We start from the raw sequence: 18,253 nt of genomic DNA on the forward strand, positions 1-18,253 counted from the left end.
GCGCCCCGGGGGCGCATCCTGTCCGACGGGACAAGGGGACAGCAGCTTTCAGGCCCGGAGGAATCCGGACGACCGTCGGGAGGGATTCCCTGTGCCGTTCGGCCTGGGCCGCGGCAGCATGCGCGCCTCAAGCCCATGGTCCACCGAAAGCCCGAACGCCTCCGCCCAGGTCCGGATCCCCGGGGCCGGGCCGGCCTGCTGCACGCCGGCGTGCTGCTGGCTGGCCTGGGCGCCATCCTGCCCGCGGCCCGGGCGGACTGCATCGACGAAGCGGCCGGGGCCGAGGGCGTCAACCGGCATGTGCTGCGCGCCATCGGCTGGCACGAATCCCGGCTCCGCAGCGCGGCCGAGCACCGCAACCGCAACGGCACGGTGGATCTGGGCGCCTTTCAGATCAACAGCATCCACCTGCCACGCCTGCAGGCCCAGGGCCTCGGCGCGACCGATCTGAAGCACGGCTGCACTGCCGCCCGCGTGGCCGCCGCGCATTACCGCCGCCTGGTCGAGCGGCACGGCAACACCTGGCGGGCGGTCGGCGCCTACCACTCCGAGGCCACGCCGGCCCGCCAGCACTGGTATGCGCAGCAGATCGCGCAGGTGCTGGTCGACTGGAAGCTGCTGCCGTCGGGCACGCGGCCCTTCGAGGGGCGGCCGTTGCTGAAACCGGGCCAGTCCGCCCCGCCGGCTCAGCCCTTGCGCGCGAGCGCACGCGCCGCCTCGGCCACCAACTCGGGGCCGCGGTAGATCAGGCCGGTGTAGAGCTGCACCAGGTCCGCACCGGCGGCGATCTTGGCCCGCGCGTCCTCGCCACTGAGCACGCCGCCCACGCCGACGATGGGGAAGCCCGGGCCCAGGGCCGCGCGCAGCTGGCGGATCACGCGGTTGCTGGCCTCGAAGACCGGCCGGCCCGACAGGCCGCCGGCTTCCTGCGCATGCGGCAGGCCGGCCACGGCCTCGCGGGCCAGGGTGGTGTTGGTGGCGATCACGCCGTCCAGGCCGTGCTTCTTCAGCGTCGCGGCGATGACGCCGACCTGGGTCTCGTCCAGGTCCGGCGCGATCTTCAGGAACATCGGCACCTGGCGGCCATGCTGCGCGGCCAGCTCGGCGCGGCGGGCCTGCAGGGCGCCGAGCAGGCCGTCGAGCGCTTCGTCGCTCTGCAGGCTGCGCAGGTTCTGGGTGTTGGGGCTGGAGATGTTGACCGTCACGTAATCGGCATGCGGGTAGACGCCGGCCAGGCCGATCAGATAGTCATCCACCGCACGCTCGATGGGCGTGGCGGCGTTCTTGCCGATGTTCAGGCCCAGCAGGCCGCCCGCGGCGCGGAAGCGCCGGGCGCGCTGCACGTTGGCGAGGAAGGCGTCCAGGCCCTCGTTGTTGAAGCCCAGGCGGTTGATCAGGGCCTGGCGCTCGGGCAGACGGAACATGCGCGGCTTGGGGTTGCCGGGCTGGCCGAGCGGGGTGACGGTGCCGACCTCGATGAAACCGAAGCCCATGTCGCCCAGGCCGTCGATGCAGCGGCCGTTCTTGTCCAGGCCGGCGGCGAGGCCGATGCGGTTGGGAAAGCGCAGGCCGGCAACGGTGACCGGGTCCTGCACCCGGGCCTGGGTCCAGAGGCAGCGGGCCGGCGTGTCCTGCAGGCGGGCGAGGCTGCCAAGCGTCAGTTCGTGGGCATGCTCCGGGTCGAGGCCGAAGAGGAAGGGGCGGGTCAGGGCGTAGGGAATCAGGGCCATGGACTGATTGTCGGCCAGCGTCGGCGGGCCGGACGCGGCCGTCGGCCGGGTAAGCTCGGTGCAACCCTGGCTTCTTCCTGCTGCAGATCCATGACTTCCGACGAACTCAAGGCCCTGGTGGGCCGCGCCGCGCTGGCCGAGATTCCCGAACTACCCGGCGGCGCCGTGATCGGCGTCGGCACCGGCTCCACCGTCAACTGCTTCATCGACGCGCTGGCCACCGTCAAGCACAAGGTGCGGGCGGCCGTGTCCAGCTCCGAGGCCAGCAGCGCGCGGCTGCGCGCGCACGGCATCGCGGTGGTCGAGGCGGCCGAGGTGGAACGCCTGGGCGTCTACATCGACGGGGCCGACGAGATCGACCCGCGCGGCCACATGATCAAGGGCGGTGGCGCCGCGCTGACGCGCGAGAAGATCGTGGCCGATCTGGCCGATCGCTTCGTCTGCATCGCCGACGCCAGCAAGCGGGTCGAGGTGCTGGGCCGCTTCCCGCTGCCGGTCGAGGTGATCGGCCACGCCGCCGCGCAGATCGGCCGCCGCTTCGCCGCCCTGGGCGGCACGGCCACGCTGCGGGCCGGCGTGACGACCGACAACGGCCATCCCATCCTCGACGTGCGAGGCCTGGCCATCACCGACCCGGCGGCCCTGGAGGCCGAGATCAACCAGTGGCCGGGCGTCGTCTGCGTGGGCATCTTCGCCCGCCACAAGGCCAGCGTCTGCCTGCTCGGCACGCCGCAGGGCGTGGAGACGCTGCGCTACTGAGGCAGCGGCCGGCCGGCGGGCCCGTCCCCGGGCCGCCGGCCACGGCATTCAGGCCATGCCCTGGTGGCGCAGCAGGGCGTCGATGCTCGGCTCGCGGCCGCGGAAGGCCTTGAAGCTCTCGATGGCCGGGCGGCTGCCGCCCGCCTCAAGAATGGCTTCGCGGTAGCGGCGGCCCGTCTCGGGGTTGAGCACGCCGCTTTCCTCGAAGGCGCCGTAGGCGTCGGCCGACAGCACCTCGGCCCACTTGTAGCTGTAGTAGCCCGCCGCATAGCCGCCGGCGAAGATGTGCGAGAAGCTGTGCTGGAAGCGGTTGAAAGCCGGCGGCGGGTTCACCGACACCTCGGCCCGCACGGCATCGAGCAGGCCCTGCACATCGGCCTCGGCACCGGGCTGGGCGTGCAGCAGCATGTCGAAGAGCGAGAACTCGATCTGCCGCAGCGTCATCAGGCCGCTGAGGTAGTTCTTGGCCGCGAGCATCTTGTCGAAGAGGGCGCGCGGCAGCGGCGCACCGGTTTCGGCATGGGCGGTCATGCCTTGCAGCACGGCCCATTCCCAGGCGAAGTTCTCCATGAACTGGCTGGGCAGCTCGACGGCATCCCATTCCACGCCGGAGATGCCGGCCACGCCCGGGTCCTCGATGCGGGTCAGCAGGTGGTGCAGGCCGTGGCCGGTCTCGTGGAAGAGGGTGATGACCTCGTCGTGCGTGAGCAGCGCTGGCTTGCCGCCAAGGGGCGCGGCGAAATTGCAGACCAGATGCGCCACCGGCGTCTGCAGCCGGCCGTCGGGCCGCGCCCAGCGGCCCCGCACATCGTCCATCCAGGCGCCGGGCCGCTTGCCGGGACGGGCATAGGGGTCGAGGTAGAACTGGCCGACCAGTTCGGGCGCAGCGTCCCCCGCCTGCCGGGCCGGGCGCTCGATGCGGAAGAAGCGCACGTCGGGATGCCAGGTCGGCGCCTCGTCCGGGCGGATGCTGACCTCGAACAGCGTCTCGATGATGCCGAACAGGCCGGCCAGCACCTTGGCCTCGGTGAAATAGGGCTTCACCTCCTGGTCGCTGAAGCTGTAGCGGACCTCCTTGAGCTTCTCCGCGACAAAGCTGAAGTCCCAGGGCTCCATCGTGTCCAGGCCCAGTTCGCGGGCGGCGAAGGCCCGCAGCTCGGCCAGGTCTTGCTCGGCATGCGGGCGGGCGCGGCGGGCGAGGTCGCGCAGGAAGTCGATGACCTGCTGCGGCGAGCCGGCCATCTTCGGCACCAGGGAGACCTCGGCAAAGTTCGCGTAGCCGAGCAGGCGGGCCTCTTCTTGGCGCAGGGCCAGGATCTCGCGCATCACCGGGCCGTTGTCGCGCTCGGCGGCGTCGGTGGCCCGGGCCTCCAGCTCGCTGGCCCGCGTCACGTGGGCGCGGTAGAGCTGCTCGCGCAGTGCGCGGTCGGTGGCGTACTGCATGACCGGGATGTAGACCGGCATGTGCAGGCCCAGCTTGTGACCTTCCTGGCCGGCCGCCTCGGCCGCGGCCCGGGTGGCGGCCTGCACGTCCTCGGGCACGCCGGCCAGGCGCTCGGCCGGCACGAGCAGGCTGTAGGCGTCGGTCGCGTCCATCACATGTTCGCTGAAGGCCTGCTGCAGCTCGGCCTGGCGGGCCTGGATCGCGGCATAGCGCTCGCGGGCCTCGCCCTGCAGCTCGGCGCCGGACAGCACGAAGTCGCGCATCGCATTGCCCAGGGCCCGCTGACGCGGCACGCTCAGGCCTGCCGCCGCCGGGCCCTGGGCCACGGCCTTGTACTTGGCGTAGAGGCGTTCGTCGGCGCCGAGCTCGGTGTAGAAGGCCGTCACCGCAGGCAAGGCGGCGTTGTAGGCCGCGCGCAGCTCGGGGGTGTCCGCCACGCTGTTGAGGTGGCCGACCGCGCCCCAGGCCCGACCCAGGCGCTCAGTAGCCACGTCGAGCACCGCCGACAGGGCCTCGTAGTCGGCCGGCACCTCGGGGCCGACGGCCCGCTCCTGCGCCGCGCGGGCCTCGGCCAGCAGCGCGTCGATCGCGGGCTGGACATGCTCGGGCCGGATGGCATCGAAGCGGGGCAGGGCGGCGGTGTCGAGCAGCGGGTTGTCGTGCGTCATGTCGTCGTCAAAAGGAGGTCGGGCGTGCAGCGGTGCACGGCGTGCTCGGATCTTCGCAAGGGCCTGGTGTTCCCGGCGTTGAAAGCCTTGATGCCGGGGATAGCGTGCAGCCAAGAAAAAGGCCGCGACGTGCGCGGCCTTGGGGGCTCGAGGGCGCGGAACGGGCCGCGTCTCAGGCCTTGATCTGCTGGGCACCCAGCGCGATCTTCAGCAGGTCGGCCACGGTGTTGGCGTTCAGCTTCTCCATGATGTTGGCGCGGTGCGCCTCCACGGTCTTGATGCTGATGCCCAGGTCGTCGGCGATCTGCTTGTTCAGCCGGCCGGCAACGATGCGCTCGAGCACCTGGCTCTCGCGGGTGGTCAGGCGCGACAGCAGGGCCTCGCGGCTGGCCTGCTCCTGGTGTTGGCTGAAGGCGAGGCGGGCCTGCTCGAACATGCGCTCGACCAGGCTCAGCAGCTCTTCTTCCTTGAAGGGCTTCTCGATGAAATCGATCGCGCCCTTCTTCATCGTCGTGACGGCCATCGGCACATCGCCGTGGCCAGTGATGAAGACGATGGGCAGCGGGCTCTTGCGCTCAAGCAGCCGGTCCTGCAGCTCCAGGCCGCTCATGCCGTCCATGCGGATGTCGGCGATCAGGCAGGCCACTTCCCGCGGGTCGAAGCGTGACAGGAAGGACTCGGCCGAGTCGAAGCACTTCACCCGGTAATCCTTGCCCTCGAGCAACCACTGGAGGGAGTCGCGCACGGCCTCGTCGTCATCGACGACGTAGACCGTGCCTTTCTTCGGGATCAGGCTCATGAGGTTTTGCTGAGGGGGAGGGGGCCGGCTTCGGGGCTGCCGACGGGAAGGCTGTCGGCGTCCGCAGGCTCCACCTCCACGGGCAGCGTGAAGGCAAAACGACAGCCGACGACCTGCGAGCCATTGTAGAGATTCTCGGCACGGATCCGGCCGCGGTGCGATTCCACGATGGAACGGCACAGCGACAGGCCGATGCCGAGTCCGTCGGTCTTGGTCGAGAAGAAGGCCTCGTACAGGCGCTTGAGCACATCCTCGGGCAGGCCGGGGCCGGTGTCGGTCACGCTGAACTCGATGACGCCGCCTTCCTCGGTCGTGTGGCGCGGCACGACGCGCAGTTCGATGCGTCGGCGTTGCGTCGGCATGCCGGCCTGGTCGATGGCTTCGGCCGCGTTCTTCAGCAGGTTCAGCAGGACCTGCTCGATCAGGATGGGATCGACCAGGATCTCGGGCAGCCGCCGCGCCACATAGCTCTGGATGGCGACATGCCGGCGCTTGAGCTCGATGGAGGCCAGTTCCACCGTGTCCTCGACGATCTGCTGGGCCTGGGCCGGCTGGCGCTGCGGCCCGCTGCGCTTGACGAAGGCACGGATGCGGTGGATGACCTGGCCCGCGCGCTGGGCCTGCTTGGCCGTCTTCTCGAGCGCGGCGATCAGATCGTCCTTCTGGATGGTGTCGGCCTTCACCCGCGAGACCATGCCGTTGCAGTAATTGGTGATGGCGGTCAGCGGCTGGTTCAGCTCATGGGCCACGCTGGACGCCATCTCGCCCATGGTCATCAGGCGGCTGGTCTGCTGCGAGCGCTCGGCCTGCCGGGCGGTCAGCTCCTCGGCCCGGCGGCGTTCGGTGATGTCGGTGGCGATCAGCATCTGCGCCAGACGGCCGTCGGTCCACTGCAGGTAGCGGGCACGGACGTCGAACCACTTGTCCAGGCTGGCGACATGCACCTCGCGCACGTCGGTGCCGGCACGGGTCAGGGCCTGGGCGGGCAAACCGCCGAAGCTGTCCACCGCCTCGTCGAGCTCGACCTGCAGGGCCGGACTGCCCGCCCCCCCCGCGAGCCAGCCGTGGCCCCGGGCGTCGCCCCCGAACCACAGCCGGTAGCTGCGGTTCGCGAACAGCAGCTCGCCCTGTTGCACCGACAGCACCGACACGGCGGCCTCCAGGCCCTCCAGCACGGTGGTGAAGCGTTCATGCGAGGCGCTGAGCTGGTCGCGCACGCGCTTGGCCTCGGTGATGTTCGTCATCGAAGTCATCCAGCCCGTCTGCTGGCCGCGCGCATCGATCAGTGGCGAGACGTACATGCGCGCGTCGAACTCGCTGGTGTCCTTGCGCATGATCCGGACCTCGATGCCACCGGCCGGGCTGCGCCCCTGCAGTTCCTGCTGCAGCACGCGCATGTTCTCCTCGATGCGGTCGGCAGGCCAGTGCGGGTAGGGCGGCAATTTGCCGATCAGCTCATGGTCCGCAAAACCGGTCATGGCGCAGAAGGCCGGGTTCACGTAGGTGATGCGGCCGTCCATGTCCATGGCCCGCATGCCGGTCAGCATGGAGTTCTCCATGGCCCGGCGGAAATTGGTCTCGGCCATCAGGGCGGCCTGCATCTGCTCACGCCGACCCATATGGCGCCAGGTGCCCAGCAGCATCCAGACGGTCAGGGCCGACATCGCGACCACCATCCAGAACAGGGTGCTGCCCACCAGGCCGGCCGAGGTCCGCCAGCCCTTGCCCCGCAGCACCAGTCCGTTGCCGACCGGCGAGACCACCACCTCGGACAGAAAGGGTGGCCCGCGCTCGTCCTTGCCGCTCTCGCGGCTGACGGTGCTGGCCAGCGTGCGGCTCTGGGCGTCGAGCAGGCTGATGGCGTGGCGCATCACCACGTCGTTCGGCACGTGGAAGCGCAGCAGCGATTCGGCCGAGTACTCCACCACCAGATTGCCCGAGAAGATGGTTCGATCGATCACCGGCACGTGGACCTGGAAGACCCACGCGCCGCCCAGGGCCTGGAAGGGCCGCGAGTAGACCGGCTGCCGCAGATCGCGGGCAGCCCCGAAGGCCCAGTCGGCCTCGGTGCCCAGCGAGGGCGGTGCAGCGGGGGGCGGCGCAGCGCGGGTGGCCGGGTGGGCCGGCAGCTCGGGGAAGCGGGAGAAATCCTGGGCGTGGTTGCCCGACAGCTGGCGCAGCCGCACCTGCCGCTCGGCACCGATCCAGGACAGGCTGACCACCTCCGGTCGCTCGCGGACGAAGGCCGTGGCCTCGCCCAGGAACTCGTTGCCGTCGAAGGCCTGGGTGGCCAGCTCGCGGGCCAGGCGCACGAGCTGCTCCTGGTTCTCGATCAGGCGCAGCCGGATCTGCTGCTGCGCGATCTCGGTGTCGCGCTTGACCGACTCCTGCTCCCGCTCGAATTCCTCGTTGCGCAGGTACCAGAAGGCCGTGACGATCGCGGCGAGGAAGAGCAGCACCGAGATCAGCGGCCCCAGCGTGGCCAGGCGATCTTGGTCGGTGGGCGACTGCCGCTTCCACCATCGGCCGAACCAGCGACGCGGGGCCGGGCGCAGGCCCAGCGGAAGGTTGGAGACAGGGTTGCGCGGGGCCATGGGCGCGGATTATCAAGGGGCCGTCCGCCCGGCGCGACCGCCTGGCCTCGCGGTTTCGGGGGCGGTGCGGGAGCACCTCCTTGCCTGTCCAATGTTTCGCATCGTAGAAACACGTAGCGCTATTCAAAATTCATTGGCCTTGTGCGAGACTTTCTCCACCCCTGATCCGGCCCGCGGATCGGCCGTGATCCGGCCGGCCTCCCGGGCTCAAACGAGAGAGCGAGGAGACCCATGTCCGCCGTCCCCGAACCCCAGCGGCCCGCCGCCGCCCACGACACCGACGCCCAGGAAACCCGCGAGTGGCTCGACGCCCTCGACGCGGTCATCGACAGCGAGGGCCGCGAGCGCGCGCACTTCCTGCTCGAGCAGTTGCTGGAAGAGGCGCGGCAGCACGGCATCGACCGGCCCTTCTCGGCCACCACCGGCTACGTGAACACCATCGAGCCGCAGGACGAGGCGCGCTGCCCGGGCAACATCGAGATCGAGGAGCGCCTGCGCGCCTACATGCGCTGGAACGCCATGGCCATGGTGGTCAAGGCCAACCGCCACAACCCGGAGGACGGCGGTGACCTCGGCGGCCACATCGGCTCCTTCGCCTCGCTGGCCCACCTTTTCGGTGCCGGCTTCAACCACTTCTGGCATGCCGAGAGCGAAGGCCACGGCGGCGACTGCCTCTACATCCAGGGGCATGTCTCGCCCGGCGTCTACGCCCGTGCCTACCTGGAGGGCCGCCTGACCGAGGAGCAGCTGCTGCACTTCCGCCAGGAGGTCGACGGCAAGGGCCTGTCCAGCTACCCGCACCCCAAGCTGATGCCGGAGTTCTGGCAGTTCCCCACCGTCAGCATGGGCCTGGGCCCGCTGATGGCGATCTACCAGGCGCGCTTCCTCAAGTACCTGCACGCCCGCGGCATCGCCAACACCGAGAACCGCAAGGTCTGGGTCTTCTGCGGCGACGGCGAGATGGACGAGCCGGAAAGCCTGGGCGCCATCGGCCTGGCCGCGCGCGAAGGGCTGGACAACCTGATCTTCGTCATCAACTGCAATCTGCAGCGCCTGGACGGTCCGGTGCGCGGCAACGGCAAGATCGTGCAGGAGCTCGAGGGCGAGTTCCGCGGCGCGGGCTGGAACGTCATCAAGCTGCTCTGGGGCAGCAACTGGGACCCGCTGCTGGCCCGCGACAAGACCGGCGCGCTGCGCAAGGTCATGATGGAGACGCTGGACGGCGACTACCAGGCCTTCAAGGCCAATGACGGCGCCTACGTCCGCAAGCACTTCTTCGGCCGCGACCCGGCGGCCGCGGCCCTCGTCGCCCACATGAGCGACGACGAGATCTGGAACCTGCGCCGTGGCGGCCACGATCCGCAGAAGGTCTACGCGGCCTACGACCGTGCGGTCAAGCACAAGGGCCAGCCCACCGTGCTGCTGATCAAGACGGTGAAGGGCTTCGGCATGGGCAAGATCGGCGAAGGCCGCAACACCGTCCACCAGACCAAGAAGCTGACCGACGAGGACATCAAGGCCTTCCGCGACCGCTTCAACATCCCCATCCCGGACAGCGAGCTGCCCAAGCTGCCCTTCTACAAGCCGGCCGAGGACACGCCGGAGATGCAGTACCTGCACGCCCGCCGCCAGGCCCTGGGCGGCTACCTGCCCAAGCGCCGGGTCAAGGCCGACGAGCACTTCACCGTGCCCTCGCTGGAAACCTTCAAGGCCGTGCTGGAGCCCACCGCCGAGGGCCGCGAGATCTCCACCACCCAGGCCTATGTGCGCTTCCTGACGCAGCTGCTGCGCGACCAGGCCCTGGGTCCGCGCGTGGTGCCCATCCTGGTCGACGAAGCCCGCACCTTCGGCATGGAGGGTCTGTTCCGCCAGGTCGGCATCTACAACCCGCTGGGGCAGCAGTACACGCCGGTCGACAAGGACCAGGTCATGTACTACCGCGAGGACACGGCCGGCCAGATCCTGCAGGAAGGCATCAACGAGGCCGGCGGCATGAGCAGCTGGATCGCCGCGGCCACCAGCTACAGCACGTCGAACCGGATCATGGTCCCGTTCTACGTCTACTACTCGATGTTCGGCTTCCAGCGCATCGGCGACCTGGCCTGGGCCGCCGGCGACATGCAGGCCCGCGGCTTCCTGCTGGGCGGCACCAGCGGCCGCACCACGCTGAACGGCGAGGGCCTGCAGCACGAGGACGGCCACAGCCACATCCTGGCCGGCACCATCCCCAACTGCGTCAGCTACGACCCCACCTTCGCCCACGAGGTGGCGGTCATCATGCAGCATGGCCTGAAGCGCATGGTCGAGAAGCAGGAAAACGTCTTTTACTACCTCACCCTGCTCAACGAGAACTACCCCATGCCCGGCCTGAAGGCCGGCACGGAGGAGCAGATCATCAAGGGCATGTACCTGCTGGAGCCTGGCTCGGGCGCCAAGGGTGCACCGACGGTGAACCTGCTGGGCTCGGGCACCATCCTGCGCGAGAGCCTGGCCGCCCGCGTGCTGCTCGCCAGCGACTGGGGCGTGAGCGCCCATGTGTGGAGCTGCCCCAGCTTCAACGAGCTGGCCCGCGACGGCCAGGCCGTCGAGCGCCACAACCTGCTGCATCCCGAGGCGCCGCCCCAGCGGGCCTACGTCACCGAGCAGCTCGGCGCCCACGAGGGTCCGGTCGTGGCCTCTACCGACTACATGAAGAGCTACGCCGAGCAGATCCGCGCCTACATCCCGGCCGGTCGCAGCTTCAAGGTGCTGGGCACCGATGGCTTCGGCCGCAGCGATTTCCGCAGCAAGCTGCGCGAGCATTTCGAGGTCAACCGCCACTACATCGTGGTGGCGGCGCTCCGCGCCCTGGCCGACGACGGCAAGCTGCCTGTGGCCAAGGTCGCCGAGGCCATCGCGAAGTACGGCATCCAGGCCGACAAGATCAATCCGCTCTACGCCTGAGCGCCGGGAGACAAGAACATGGCACTGGTTGAAATCAGGGTCCCCGACATCGGCGACTTTGCGGAAGTGGGCGTGATCGAGCTGCTCGTCAAGCCCGGCGACAGCATCCGGGCGGAGCAGAGCCTGATCACCGTCGAGAGCGACAAGGCCTCGATGGAGATCCCGTCCTCCCATGCGGGGACGGTCCGGGAGCTGAAGGTCGCCCTGGGTGACAAGGTCAGCGAAGGCAGCGTCGTGCTGTTGCTGGACGTGGCCGGTGCGGCGGCGGAGGCCCCTGCGGCGGCGGCCCCGGTTTCCGCTGCAGCTGCTCCGGCTCCGGCTCCGGCTCCGGCCCTTGCCGCCCCAGCCCCCGCGCCGCTGGCCGCCGGGCCGGTCGAGGTCTGCGTGCCCGACATCGGCGACTTCGACGAAGTCGCCGTGATCGAGCTGCTGGTCCAGCCGGGCGACACCGTGCGGGTCGAGCAGAGCCTGATCACGGTCGAGAGCGACAAGGCCTCGATGGAGATTCCGTCGAGCGCGGCCGGCGTCGTGCAGGCCCTGCTCGTCAAGCTTGGCGACAAGGTTCGCATGGGCACGCCCATCGTCCGCCTGGCCGGTGTGGCGGGCGCGGCGGCCCCCGTGGCGGCCGCGGCCTCCAGCGGCCCGGTGGCGACGCCCCCGGCGGCGGCCTCGGCCGCACCGCTGCCCCCGGTGGCCCCGTCCGCCGCCGCAGCGGCTCCGGTCCCCCAGGCGGTCGCAGCGCATGAGCCCGCCAGCGCGCTCAAGCCCGCGCTGCCGCATGCCTCGCCCTCGATCCGCAAGTTCGCCCGCGAGCTGGGCGTGCCGCTGGACGAGGTCAAGGGCTCTGGCCCCAAGGGCCGCATCACCCTGGCCGATGTGCAGGGCTTCGTCAAGGGCGTGATGGTCGGCAGCGTGCAGACCGCCGCGCAGAAGGCCAAGGCCCCCGCGCCCGCGGCGGCCGGGGGCGGCGAGGCCTTCCCGGGCCTGCTGCCCTGGCCCAAGGTCGACTTCGCGAAGTTCGGCCCGGTCGAACGCAAGGACCTCAGCCGCATCAAGAAGATCAGCGGCGCCAACCTGCACCGCAACTGGGTGCTGATCCCCCACGTCACCAACCACGACGAGGCGGACATCACCGAGCTGGAGGCCTTCCGCGTTGCCCTGAACAAGGAGAACGAGAAGTCCGGCCTCAAGGTCACGATGCTCGCCTTCATGATCAAGGCCGCGGTGGCCGCCCTGAAGAAGTTCCCCGAGTTCAATGCTTCGCTGGACGGCGACACCCTGGTGCTGAAGAACTACTTCCACATCGGCTTCGCGGCGGACACGCCCAACGGCCTGGTCGTGCCGGTGATCAAGGACGCCGACAAGAAGGGCATCTTCCAGATCAGCACCGAGATGGGCGAGCTGGCCAAGAAGGCCCGCGACGGCAAGCTGGCCCCGGCCGAGATGAGCGGAGGCTGCTTCAGCATCAGCTCCCTGGGCGGCATCGGCGGGCGCTATTTCACCCCGATCATCAACGCCCCCGAGGTGGCCATCATGGGCGTGTGCAAGAGCACGATCGAGCCCAAGTGGGACGGCAAGGCCTTCCAGCCGCGCCTGTCGCTGCCGCTCAGCCTGAGCTGGGACCACCGTGTCATCGACGGGGCCGCCGCGGCGCGCTTCAACGTCTACTTTGCGTCGCTGCTGGCGGACTTCCGCCGCATCGCGCTGTGATCGGAGGCGCGACATGGCATTGATCGAAGTTCAAGTCCCCGACATCGGCGACTTCGAGGACGTCGGCGTCATCGAGCTGCTGGTCCAGCCCGGCGACACCGTCAAGGTGGAGCAGAGCCTGATCACGGTCGAGAGCGACAAGGCCTCGATGGAGATTCCCTCCAGCGCGGCCGGCGTGGTCAAGGCGCTCCAGGTCAAGCTGGGGGACAAGGTCAAGCAGGGCAGCGTGATCCTCACGCTGGAAGCCGCGGGCGCCGTGGCCTCGGCCCCGGCTGCAGCGCCGCCGCCCGCACCGGCTGCGGCGGCCCCTGCGCCGGTCGTGGTCGCCGGCCCCGCCGGCAGCTACGGCGGCGCGGCCGATGTCGAGTGCGATGTGCTCGTGCTCGGCGCTGGCCCCGGCGGCTACTCGGCCGCCTTCCGCGCGGCCGACCTGGGCCTGAAGGTGGTGATCGTCGAGCGTTACGCCACGCTCGGCGGCGTCTGCCTCAATGTCGGCTGCATCCCCTCGAAGGCGCTGCTGCACGTGGCCGCGGTGATGGACGAGGTCCGCCACATGGTCGACCTGGGCGTCGATTTCGGCGCCCCCAGCGTCAACATCGACAAGCTGCGCAGCCACAAGGACAAGGTGATCGGCAAGCTCACCGGCGGCCTGGCGGCCATGGGCAAGATGCGCAAGGTGAGCACCGTGCGCGGCGTGGGCACCTTCCTCGACCCTCACCACGTCGAGGTCGAGGAAACCACCGGCGCGGGCACCGAGCGCAGTGGCGCCAAGAAGGTGCTGCGCTTCAAGCACGCCATCATCGCGGCCGGTTCGCAGTCGGTGAAGCTGCCCTTCTTCCCGCAGGACGAGCGCATCGTCGACAGCACCGGCGCCCTGGCGCTCAAGGCGGTGCCCAAGAAGATGCTGATCGTCGGCGGCGGCATCATCGGTCTGGAGATGGGGACGGTCTACAGCACCCTGGGTGCCCGCCTGGATGTGGTGGAGATGATGGACGGCCTGATGCAGGGCGCCGACCGCGACCTGGTCAAGGTCTGGGAAAAGATGAACGCCGGCCGCTTCGACAAGATCATGTTGAAGACCAAGACTGTGGGTGCCGAGGCCACACCCGAAGGCATCAAGGTGCAGTTCGAGGGCCTGGACGGCAGCAAGAGCGAAGGCCTCTACGACCTGGTGCTTCAAGCCGTGGGCCGCACACCCAATGGCAAGAAGATCGGGGCGGAGAAGGCCGGCGTGGCGGTGACGGATCGCGGCTTCATCAACGTCGACCTCCAGATGCGCAGCAACGTGCCGCACATCTTCGCCATCGGCGACATCGTCGGCCAGCCCATGCTGGCGCACAAGGCGGTGCACGAGGCGCATGTGGCGGCCGAGGTCATCGCCGGCACGCTCAAGGGCGACAAGGAACTGGCCTCGGCCGCCTTCAATGCCCGCGTGATCCCGAGCGTGGCCTACACCGACCCCGAGGTCGCCTGGGTGGGCCTGACCGAGGACCAGGCCAAGGCCCAGGGCATCAAGGTCAAGAAGGGTCTGTTCCCCTGGACCGCCTCGGGCCGCGCCATCGCCAACGGCCGCGACGAGGGGGTCACCAAGCTGCTGTTCGACGATTCGCCCGAGGCCCACGGTCACGGCCGCATCCTCGGCGGCGGCATGGTCGGCACCCATGCCGGCGACATGATCGGCGAGGTGGCCCTGGCCATCGAGATGGGCGCCGACGCCATCGACATCGGCAAGACCATCCACCCCCACCCCACGCTGGGCGAAAGCATCGGCATGGCGGCGGAGGTGGCGCATGGCTCCTGCACCGACCTGCCGCCCGCAAGGAGATGAGGCCATGAACAGTCCCCTGTCCTACGTTCACCCCACCAGCGACAGCGCCTGGGGCACCTACCTCTCGCAGATCGACCGGGTCGTGCCCTATCTCGGACCGCTGGCGCGCTGGGCCGAGACCCTGCGCCGGCCCAAGCGGGCGCTGATCGTCGACGTGCCCATCGAGCTGGACGACGGCACCATCGCCCACTACGAGGGCTACCGCGTGCAGCACAACCTCAGCCGCGGGCCCGGCAAGGGCGGTGTGCGCTTCCACCCGGACGTGACGCTGGAAGAGGTGATGGCCCTGTCCGCCTGGATGACCATCAAGAACGCCGCCGTCAACCTGCCCTACGGCGGCGCCAAGGGCGGGGTGCGGGTCGATCCCAGGCGCCTGTCCCGCGGCGAGCTGGAACGCCTGACCCGCCGCTACACCAGCGAGATCGGCCTGCTGATCGGCCCGACCCAGGACATCCCCGCGCCGGACGTGAACACCAACGGCCAGATCATGGCCTGGATGATGGACACCTATGCCGTCAACACCGGCCACACCGCCACCGGCGTCGTCACCGGCAAGCCGGTGCACCTCGGCGGCTCGCTGGGACGGGTGAAGGCCACGGGGCGGGGGGTCTTCGTGACCGGGCGCGAGGCGGCCCGCCGCATCGGCCTGGACCTGCAGGGCGCCCGCGTGGCGGTGCAGGGCTACGGCAATGTGGGCGGTGTGGCGGCGCAGCTCTTCGCGGCGGCGGGGGCCCGGCTCGTGGCCGTGCAGGACCACAGCGGCACCCTGCACCGCGAGGCCGGCATCGACGCGACCGCCCTGGCCGCCCATGCGCAGGCCCAGGGTGGCGTGGCGGGCTTTCCCGGCGCCAGCCCCCTGGATGACGAGGCCTTCTGGGACACGCCCTGCGACATCCTCATCCCCGCCGCCCTGGAAGGCCAGATCGGCGCCGACCGGGCCGCCCGGCTGCAAGCCCGCCTGGTGCTGGAAGGCGCGAACGGCCCCACCGTGCCCGAGGGCGACCGCGTCCTGGGCGAACGCGGCGTGCTGGTGGTGCCGGACGTCATCTGCAACGCCGGCGGCGTGACCGTCAGCTACTTCGAGTGGGTGCAGGACTTCTCGTCCTTCTTCTGGACCGAGGACGAGATCAACGCCCGCCTGGACAAGATCATGGTCGAGGCCCTGGCCCGCATCTGGGACGTGGCCGACCTGCACCGCATCCCCCTGCGCACCGCCGCCTTCGCGGTGGCCTGCGAGCGCATCCTGATGGCGCGTCAGGATCGCGGGCTCTATCCCTGAAGGCCGGGTGCGGCACAGGGCAGGGCTGAGGCCCTGCCCGCCGGTGCTTCCTGCCGGACCGCCTCAGAGGCTTTCGCGGATCACCCGGTCGTTCAGCGGCTGCAGCGGCCGCGCATTCGCCGGGAACAGCTGCCGGAAGGCCCGGATCTGTGCCGCGCTCAGCTGGATCGGCTGCTTCAGCACCATCCAGTGCACGCCCTCGGAGCAGGGCGGTGTGGTCAGCGAGCCGCTGAAGTCGTAGTAGCGATGATCGGCCGGCAGCAAGGCGGCCAGGTCCAGGGCCAGGTCGCTCACCTGCACCGATTCGCCCTTGCGCGGCAGGTGCGCAAAGATCGGGGCCCATGCGGCGTTGTGGCGTCCCGGCTGGATCAGCACGCCCACCACGCCCAGCGCACCCTGGGCGTCGCGGTGGACCAGGTGCGCCACCATGGCCGTGCGGCGGCCGGCCACAGCCTCTTCGCTGGGGGTGTGGAAGTGGAACTGCAGCAGTTCGTAGCGCTGATCGCCCACCGTCAGCGCGCTGCCGGCGGGCAGGTTCACCTGCACGGTGTGGCCGTTGTTGACCAGGGTGGGCGAGGCATCCCGCGCATACAGGAAGTCCAGGGCCGGCAGCTCGGCCTTGACCGCATGGCGGATGTTGATCGGGCTCTGGGCCTGGCCGCGGGCGCAGGTCTCGAAAGCCCCGTCGAGCTCCGCCCAGTGGGCGGCACCGTGGGGCCCCTGGTAGTCCCAGTGCGCGCCGCGCGGTGCGGCACCGGCGGTGGCTGCGGCAAAGATCAGGGGAAGAAGCGAGGCGAGGCGGGCAAGTCGATTCACGAAGTCGGTTCCTGATGAGGTTCCCGGCAAGCCACCGCGCGGGTGGATCGTCCGGTGCGCCTCATTCCATCATCGCGAGTCTTAAGCCTGTCTTAAGCCGTGAGATTCCTCACGGCCAGGGTGGGTGGCAAACAACATGTCTCGGAGGGCGCCTCGTCCTGCGCCCGCGTCCTCAGCCCAAGCGGATCCAGGTCGTCTTCAGCTCGGTGACCTTGTCGAAGGCGTGCAGGGACTTGTCCCGGCCGTTGCCGCTCTGCTTGACGCCGCCGAAGGGCACGGTGAGGTCGTCCTCGTCGTACTGGTTGACGTGGACGGTGCCGGCCTGCAGGGCGCGGGCCACGCGGTGGGCGCGGTCGAGGCCGCCGGTCCACACGCTGGCCTGCAGGCCGTAGGGGGAATCGTTGGCCAGGGCCAGGGCCTCGGCCTCGTCGCGGAAGGGGATCAAGGTCACGACCGGGCCGAAGATTTCCTCGCGGGCGATGCGCATGCCGTTGTGCGCGCCGGCGAAGACGGTGGGCTCGACGTAGACGCCGCCGGTTTCGGCCCGGGCCTGGCGGCCGCCGGCCAGGCAGTGCGCGCCTTCGGCGCGGCCGGCCTCGATGTAGCCCAGCACGGTGCGGAGCTGGCCTTCGTCGACCAGCGCGCCCATCACGGTGGACGGATCCAGCGGGTCGGCCGGCCGGTACTTGGGCGCCTCGGCGGCCACGCGGCGGGCGAAGTCCTCGGCGATGTCGGCCTGCACCAGCACGCGCGAGGGCGCGTTGCAGCTCTCCCCCTGGTTGAAGAAGATGCTGCCGGCCAGGGTCTGGGCGCAGCGGTCGAGGTCCGGCGCGTCCGGAAAGACGAGGAAGGCGCTCTTGCCGCCCAGCTCGTTGTAGACGCGCTTGAGGTTGCTCTGCCCGGCGCAGACCAGCATGTGCTTGCCGACGCGGGTGGAGCCGGTGAAGCCCAGCACGTCCACGTCCATGTGGCGGGCCAGGGCCTCGCCGGCCTCGGGGCCGTAGCCCGGCACGACGTTGAACACCCCCGGCGGCAGGCCGGCGTCGAGCGCCAGCTCGGCCAGGCGCAGGGCGGTGTAGGGGCTCTTCTCGCTGGGCTTGAGCACCACGCTGTTGCCGGCTGCCAGGGCCGGCCCCAGCTTCCAGGCCGCCATGATCATGGGGTAGTTCCAGGGCACGATGGCGCCCACCACGCCCACGGGCTCGCGGCTGATCAGGGCCAGGGCGCTGGGGCCGGTGGGGGCGATCTCGCCATAGACCTTGTCGACCGCCTCGCCGTACCAGGCCAGGGTGCGGGCGGTGGAGGGCACGTCGACCGCCAGGCTGTGGGCGATGGGCTTGCCCATGTCCAGGGTTTCGAGCAGGGCCAGTTCCTCGCGGGCGGCCAGCACCTTCTCGGCGAAGGCCTGCATCACGCGCTTGCGCGCGGCGGGCGGGCGGGCGGCCCAGCGGCCGTCGACGAAGGCGGCGCGGGCGGCGCGCACGGCGGCATCCACGTCGGCCGCCTGGCCGCGGGCGACCTCGCCCAGCGCCCGGCCGTCGACCGGGCTGCGCTTGAGGAAGGTCTGCCCGTCCTGCGCGGCCTGGCGGCGGCCGCCGATCAGGGCCCGGCCGTCCAGGCCGGCGGCCAGGCCATCGGCCGCGCGGGCCGTCCAGTCGATGGGCACGCTGCGGCTCATGCGGG

Annotated in this window: 12 protein-coding genes; 6 read left to right on the forward strand and 6 right to left on the reverse strand. The window is 70.2% G+C overall.

Annotation, left to right across the window (positions count from 1 at the left end):
* The first annotated feature begins 135 nt into the window (after positions 1-135).
* The gene (locus H4F90_RS03975; protein WP_182661673.1) at positions 136-744 is read left to right on the forward strand and encodes a lytic transglycosylase domain-containing protein; all 609 of its coding nucleotides are present in this window, start codon (positions 136-138) and stop codon (positions 742-744) included.
* Here the strand turns inward: H4F90_RS03975 and H4F90_RS03980 are convergent.
* On the reverse strand, positions 687-1,730 hold the full coding sequence (locus H4F90_RS03980) for a quinone-dependent dihydroorotate dehydrogenase (RefSeq protein ID WP_182661674.1): 1,044 nt from the start codon (positions 1,728-1,730) through the stop codon (positions 687-689). The two genes, H4F90_RS03975 and H4F90_RS03980, sit on opposite strands and share 58 nt — an antisense overlap.
* Positions 1,731-1,820: 90 nt before the next feature.
* Between H4F90_RS03980 and rpiA the strand changes: the two genes are divergently transcribed.
* Positions 1,821-2,489, forward strand: coding sequence for a ribose-5-phosphate isomerase RpiA (rpiA, locus tag H4F90_RS03985; protein ID WP_182661676.1), 669 nt, complete (start codon positions 1,821-1,823; stop codon positions 2,487-2,489).
* A gap of 48 nt (positions 2,490-2,537) precedes the next feature.
* Here rpiA and H4F90_RS03990 read toward each other — a convergent pair whose 3' ends face one another.
* The 3 genes from H4F90_RS03990 to H4F90_RS04000 all read right to left on the reverse strand — a co-directional run bounded on the left by H4F90_RS03990 (position 2,538) and on the right by H4F90_RS04000 (position 7,994).
* On the reverse strand, positions 2,538-4,601 hold the full coding sequence (locus H4F90_RS03990; protein ID WP_182661678.1) for a M3 family metallopeptidase: 2,064 nt from the start codon (positions 4,599-4,601) through the stop codon (positions 2,538-2,540).
* A gap of 172 nt (positions 4,602-4,773) precedes the next feature.
* A complete protein-coding gene (locus H4F90_RS03995; RefSeq protein ID WP_182661679.1) occupies positions 4,774-5,400 on the reverse strand; it encodes a response regulator transcription factor in 627 nt (208 codons plus the stop codon).
* Entirely contained in the window at positions 5,397-7,994 is a 2,598-nt protein-coding gene (locus H4F90_RS04000; RefSeq protein ID WP_182661681.1) for a PAS domain-containing sensor histidine kinase, read from the reverse strand. Before H4F90_RS04000 ends, H4F90_RS03995 begins: the two co-directional genes overlap by 4 nt.
* A gap of 231 nt (positions 7,995-8,225) precedes the next feature.
* Here H4F90_RS04000 and aceE point away from each other — a divergent pair, with 231 nt between their 5' ends.
* From aceE to H4F90_RS04020, 4 genes are read left to right on the forward strand one after another with little or no spacing between them, the layout of a single operon-like run.
* Complete coding sequence (gene aceE, locus H4F90_RS04005) at positions 8,226-10,937, forward strand: pyruvate dehydrogenase (acetyl-transferring), homodimeric type (protein WP_182661683.1); 2,712 nt, start codon at positions 8,226-8,228, stop codon at positions 10,935-10,937.
* An 18-nt stretch (positions 10,938-10,955) separates the two neighbouring features.
* A complete protein-coding gene (aceF, locus tag H4F90_RS04010) occupies positions 10,956-12,647 on the forward strand; it encodes a dihydrolipoyllysine-residue acetyltransferase (protein WP_182661685.1) in 1,692 nt (563 codons plus the stop codon).
* A 13-nt stretch (positions 12,648-12,660) separates the two neighbouring features.
* On the forward strand, positions 12,661-14,475 hold the full coding sequence (lpdA, locus tag H4F90_RS04015) for a dihydrolipoyl dehydrogenase (RefSeq protein ID WP_182661687.1): 1,815 nt from the start codon (positions 12,661-12,663) through the stop codon (positions 14,473-14,475).
* A 4-nt stretch (positions 14,476-14,479) separates the two neighbouring features.
* Entirely contained in the window at positions 14,480-15,754 is a 1,275-nt protein-coding gene (locus tag H4F90_RS04020; RefSeq protein WP_182661689.1) for a Glu/Leu/Phe/Val family dehydrogenase, read from the forward strand.
* A gap of 63 nt (positions 15,755-15,817) precedes the next feature.
* On the opposite strand, the gene H4F90_RS04025 is transcribed toward H4F90_RS04020, so the two are convergent.
* A complete protein-coding gene (locus H4F90_RS04025) occupies positions 15,818-16,570 on the reverse strand; it encodes a carbonic anhydrase (protein ID WP_182661691.1) in 753 nt (250 codons plus the stop codon).
* Positions 16,571-16,742: 172 nt separating this feature from the next.
* Positions 16,743-18,248 carry an aldehyde dehydrogenase gene (locus H4F90_RS04030; protein ID WP_182661693.1) on the reverse strand — a complete coding sequence of 502 codons (1,506 nt, stop codon included), beginning with the start codon at positions 18,246-18,248 and terminating at the stop codon, positions 16,743-16,745.
* Between the last annotated feature and the right edge of the window lie 5 nt (positions 18,249-18,253).

The organism is Aquariibacter albus, from assembly GCF_014145335.1.
Lineage (GTDB): Bacteria > Pseudomonadota > Gammaproteobacteria > Burkholderiales > Burkholderiaceae_C > Aquariibacter > Aquariibacter albus.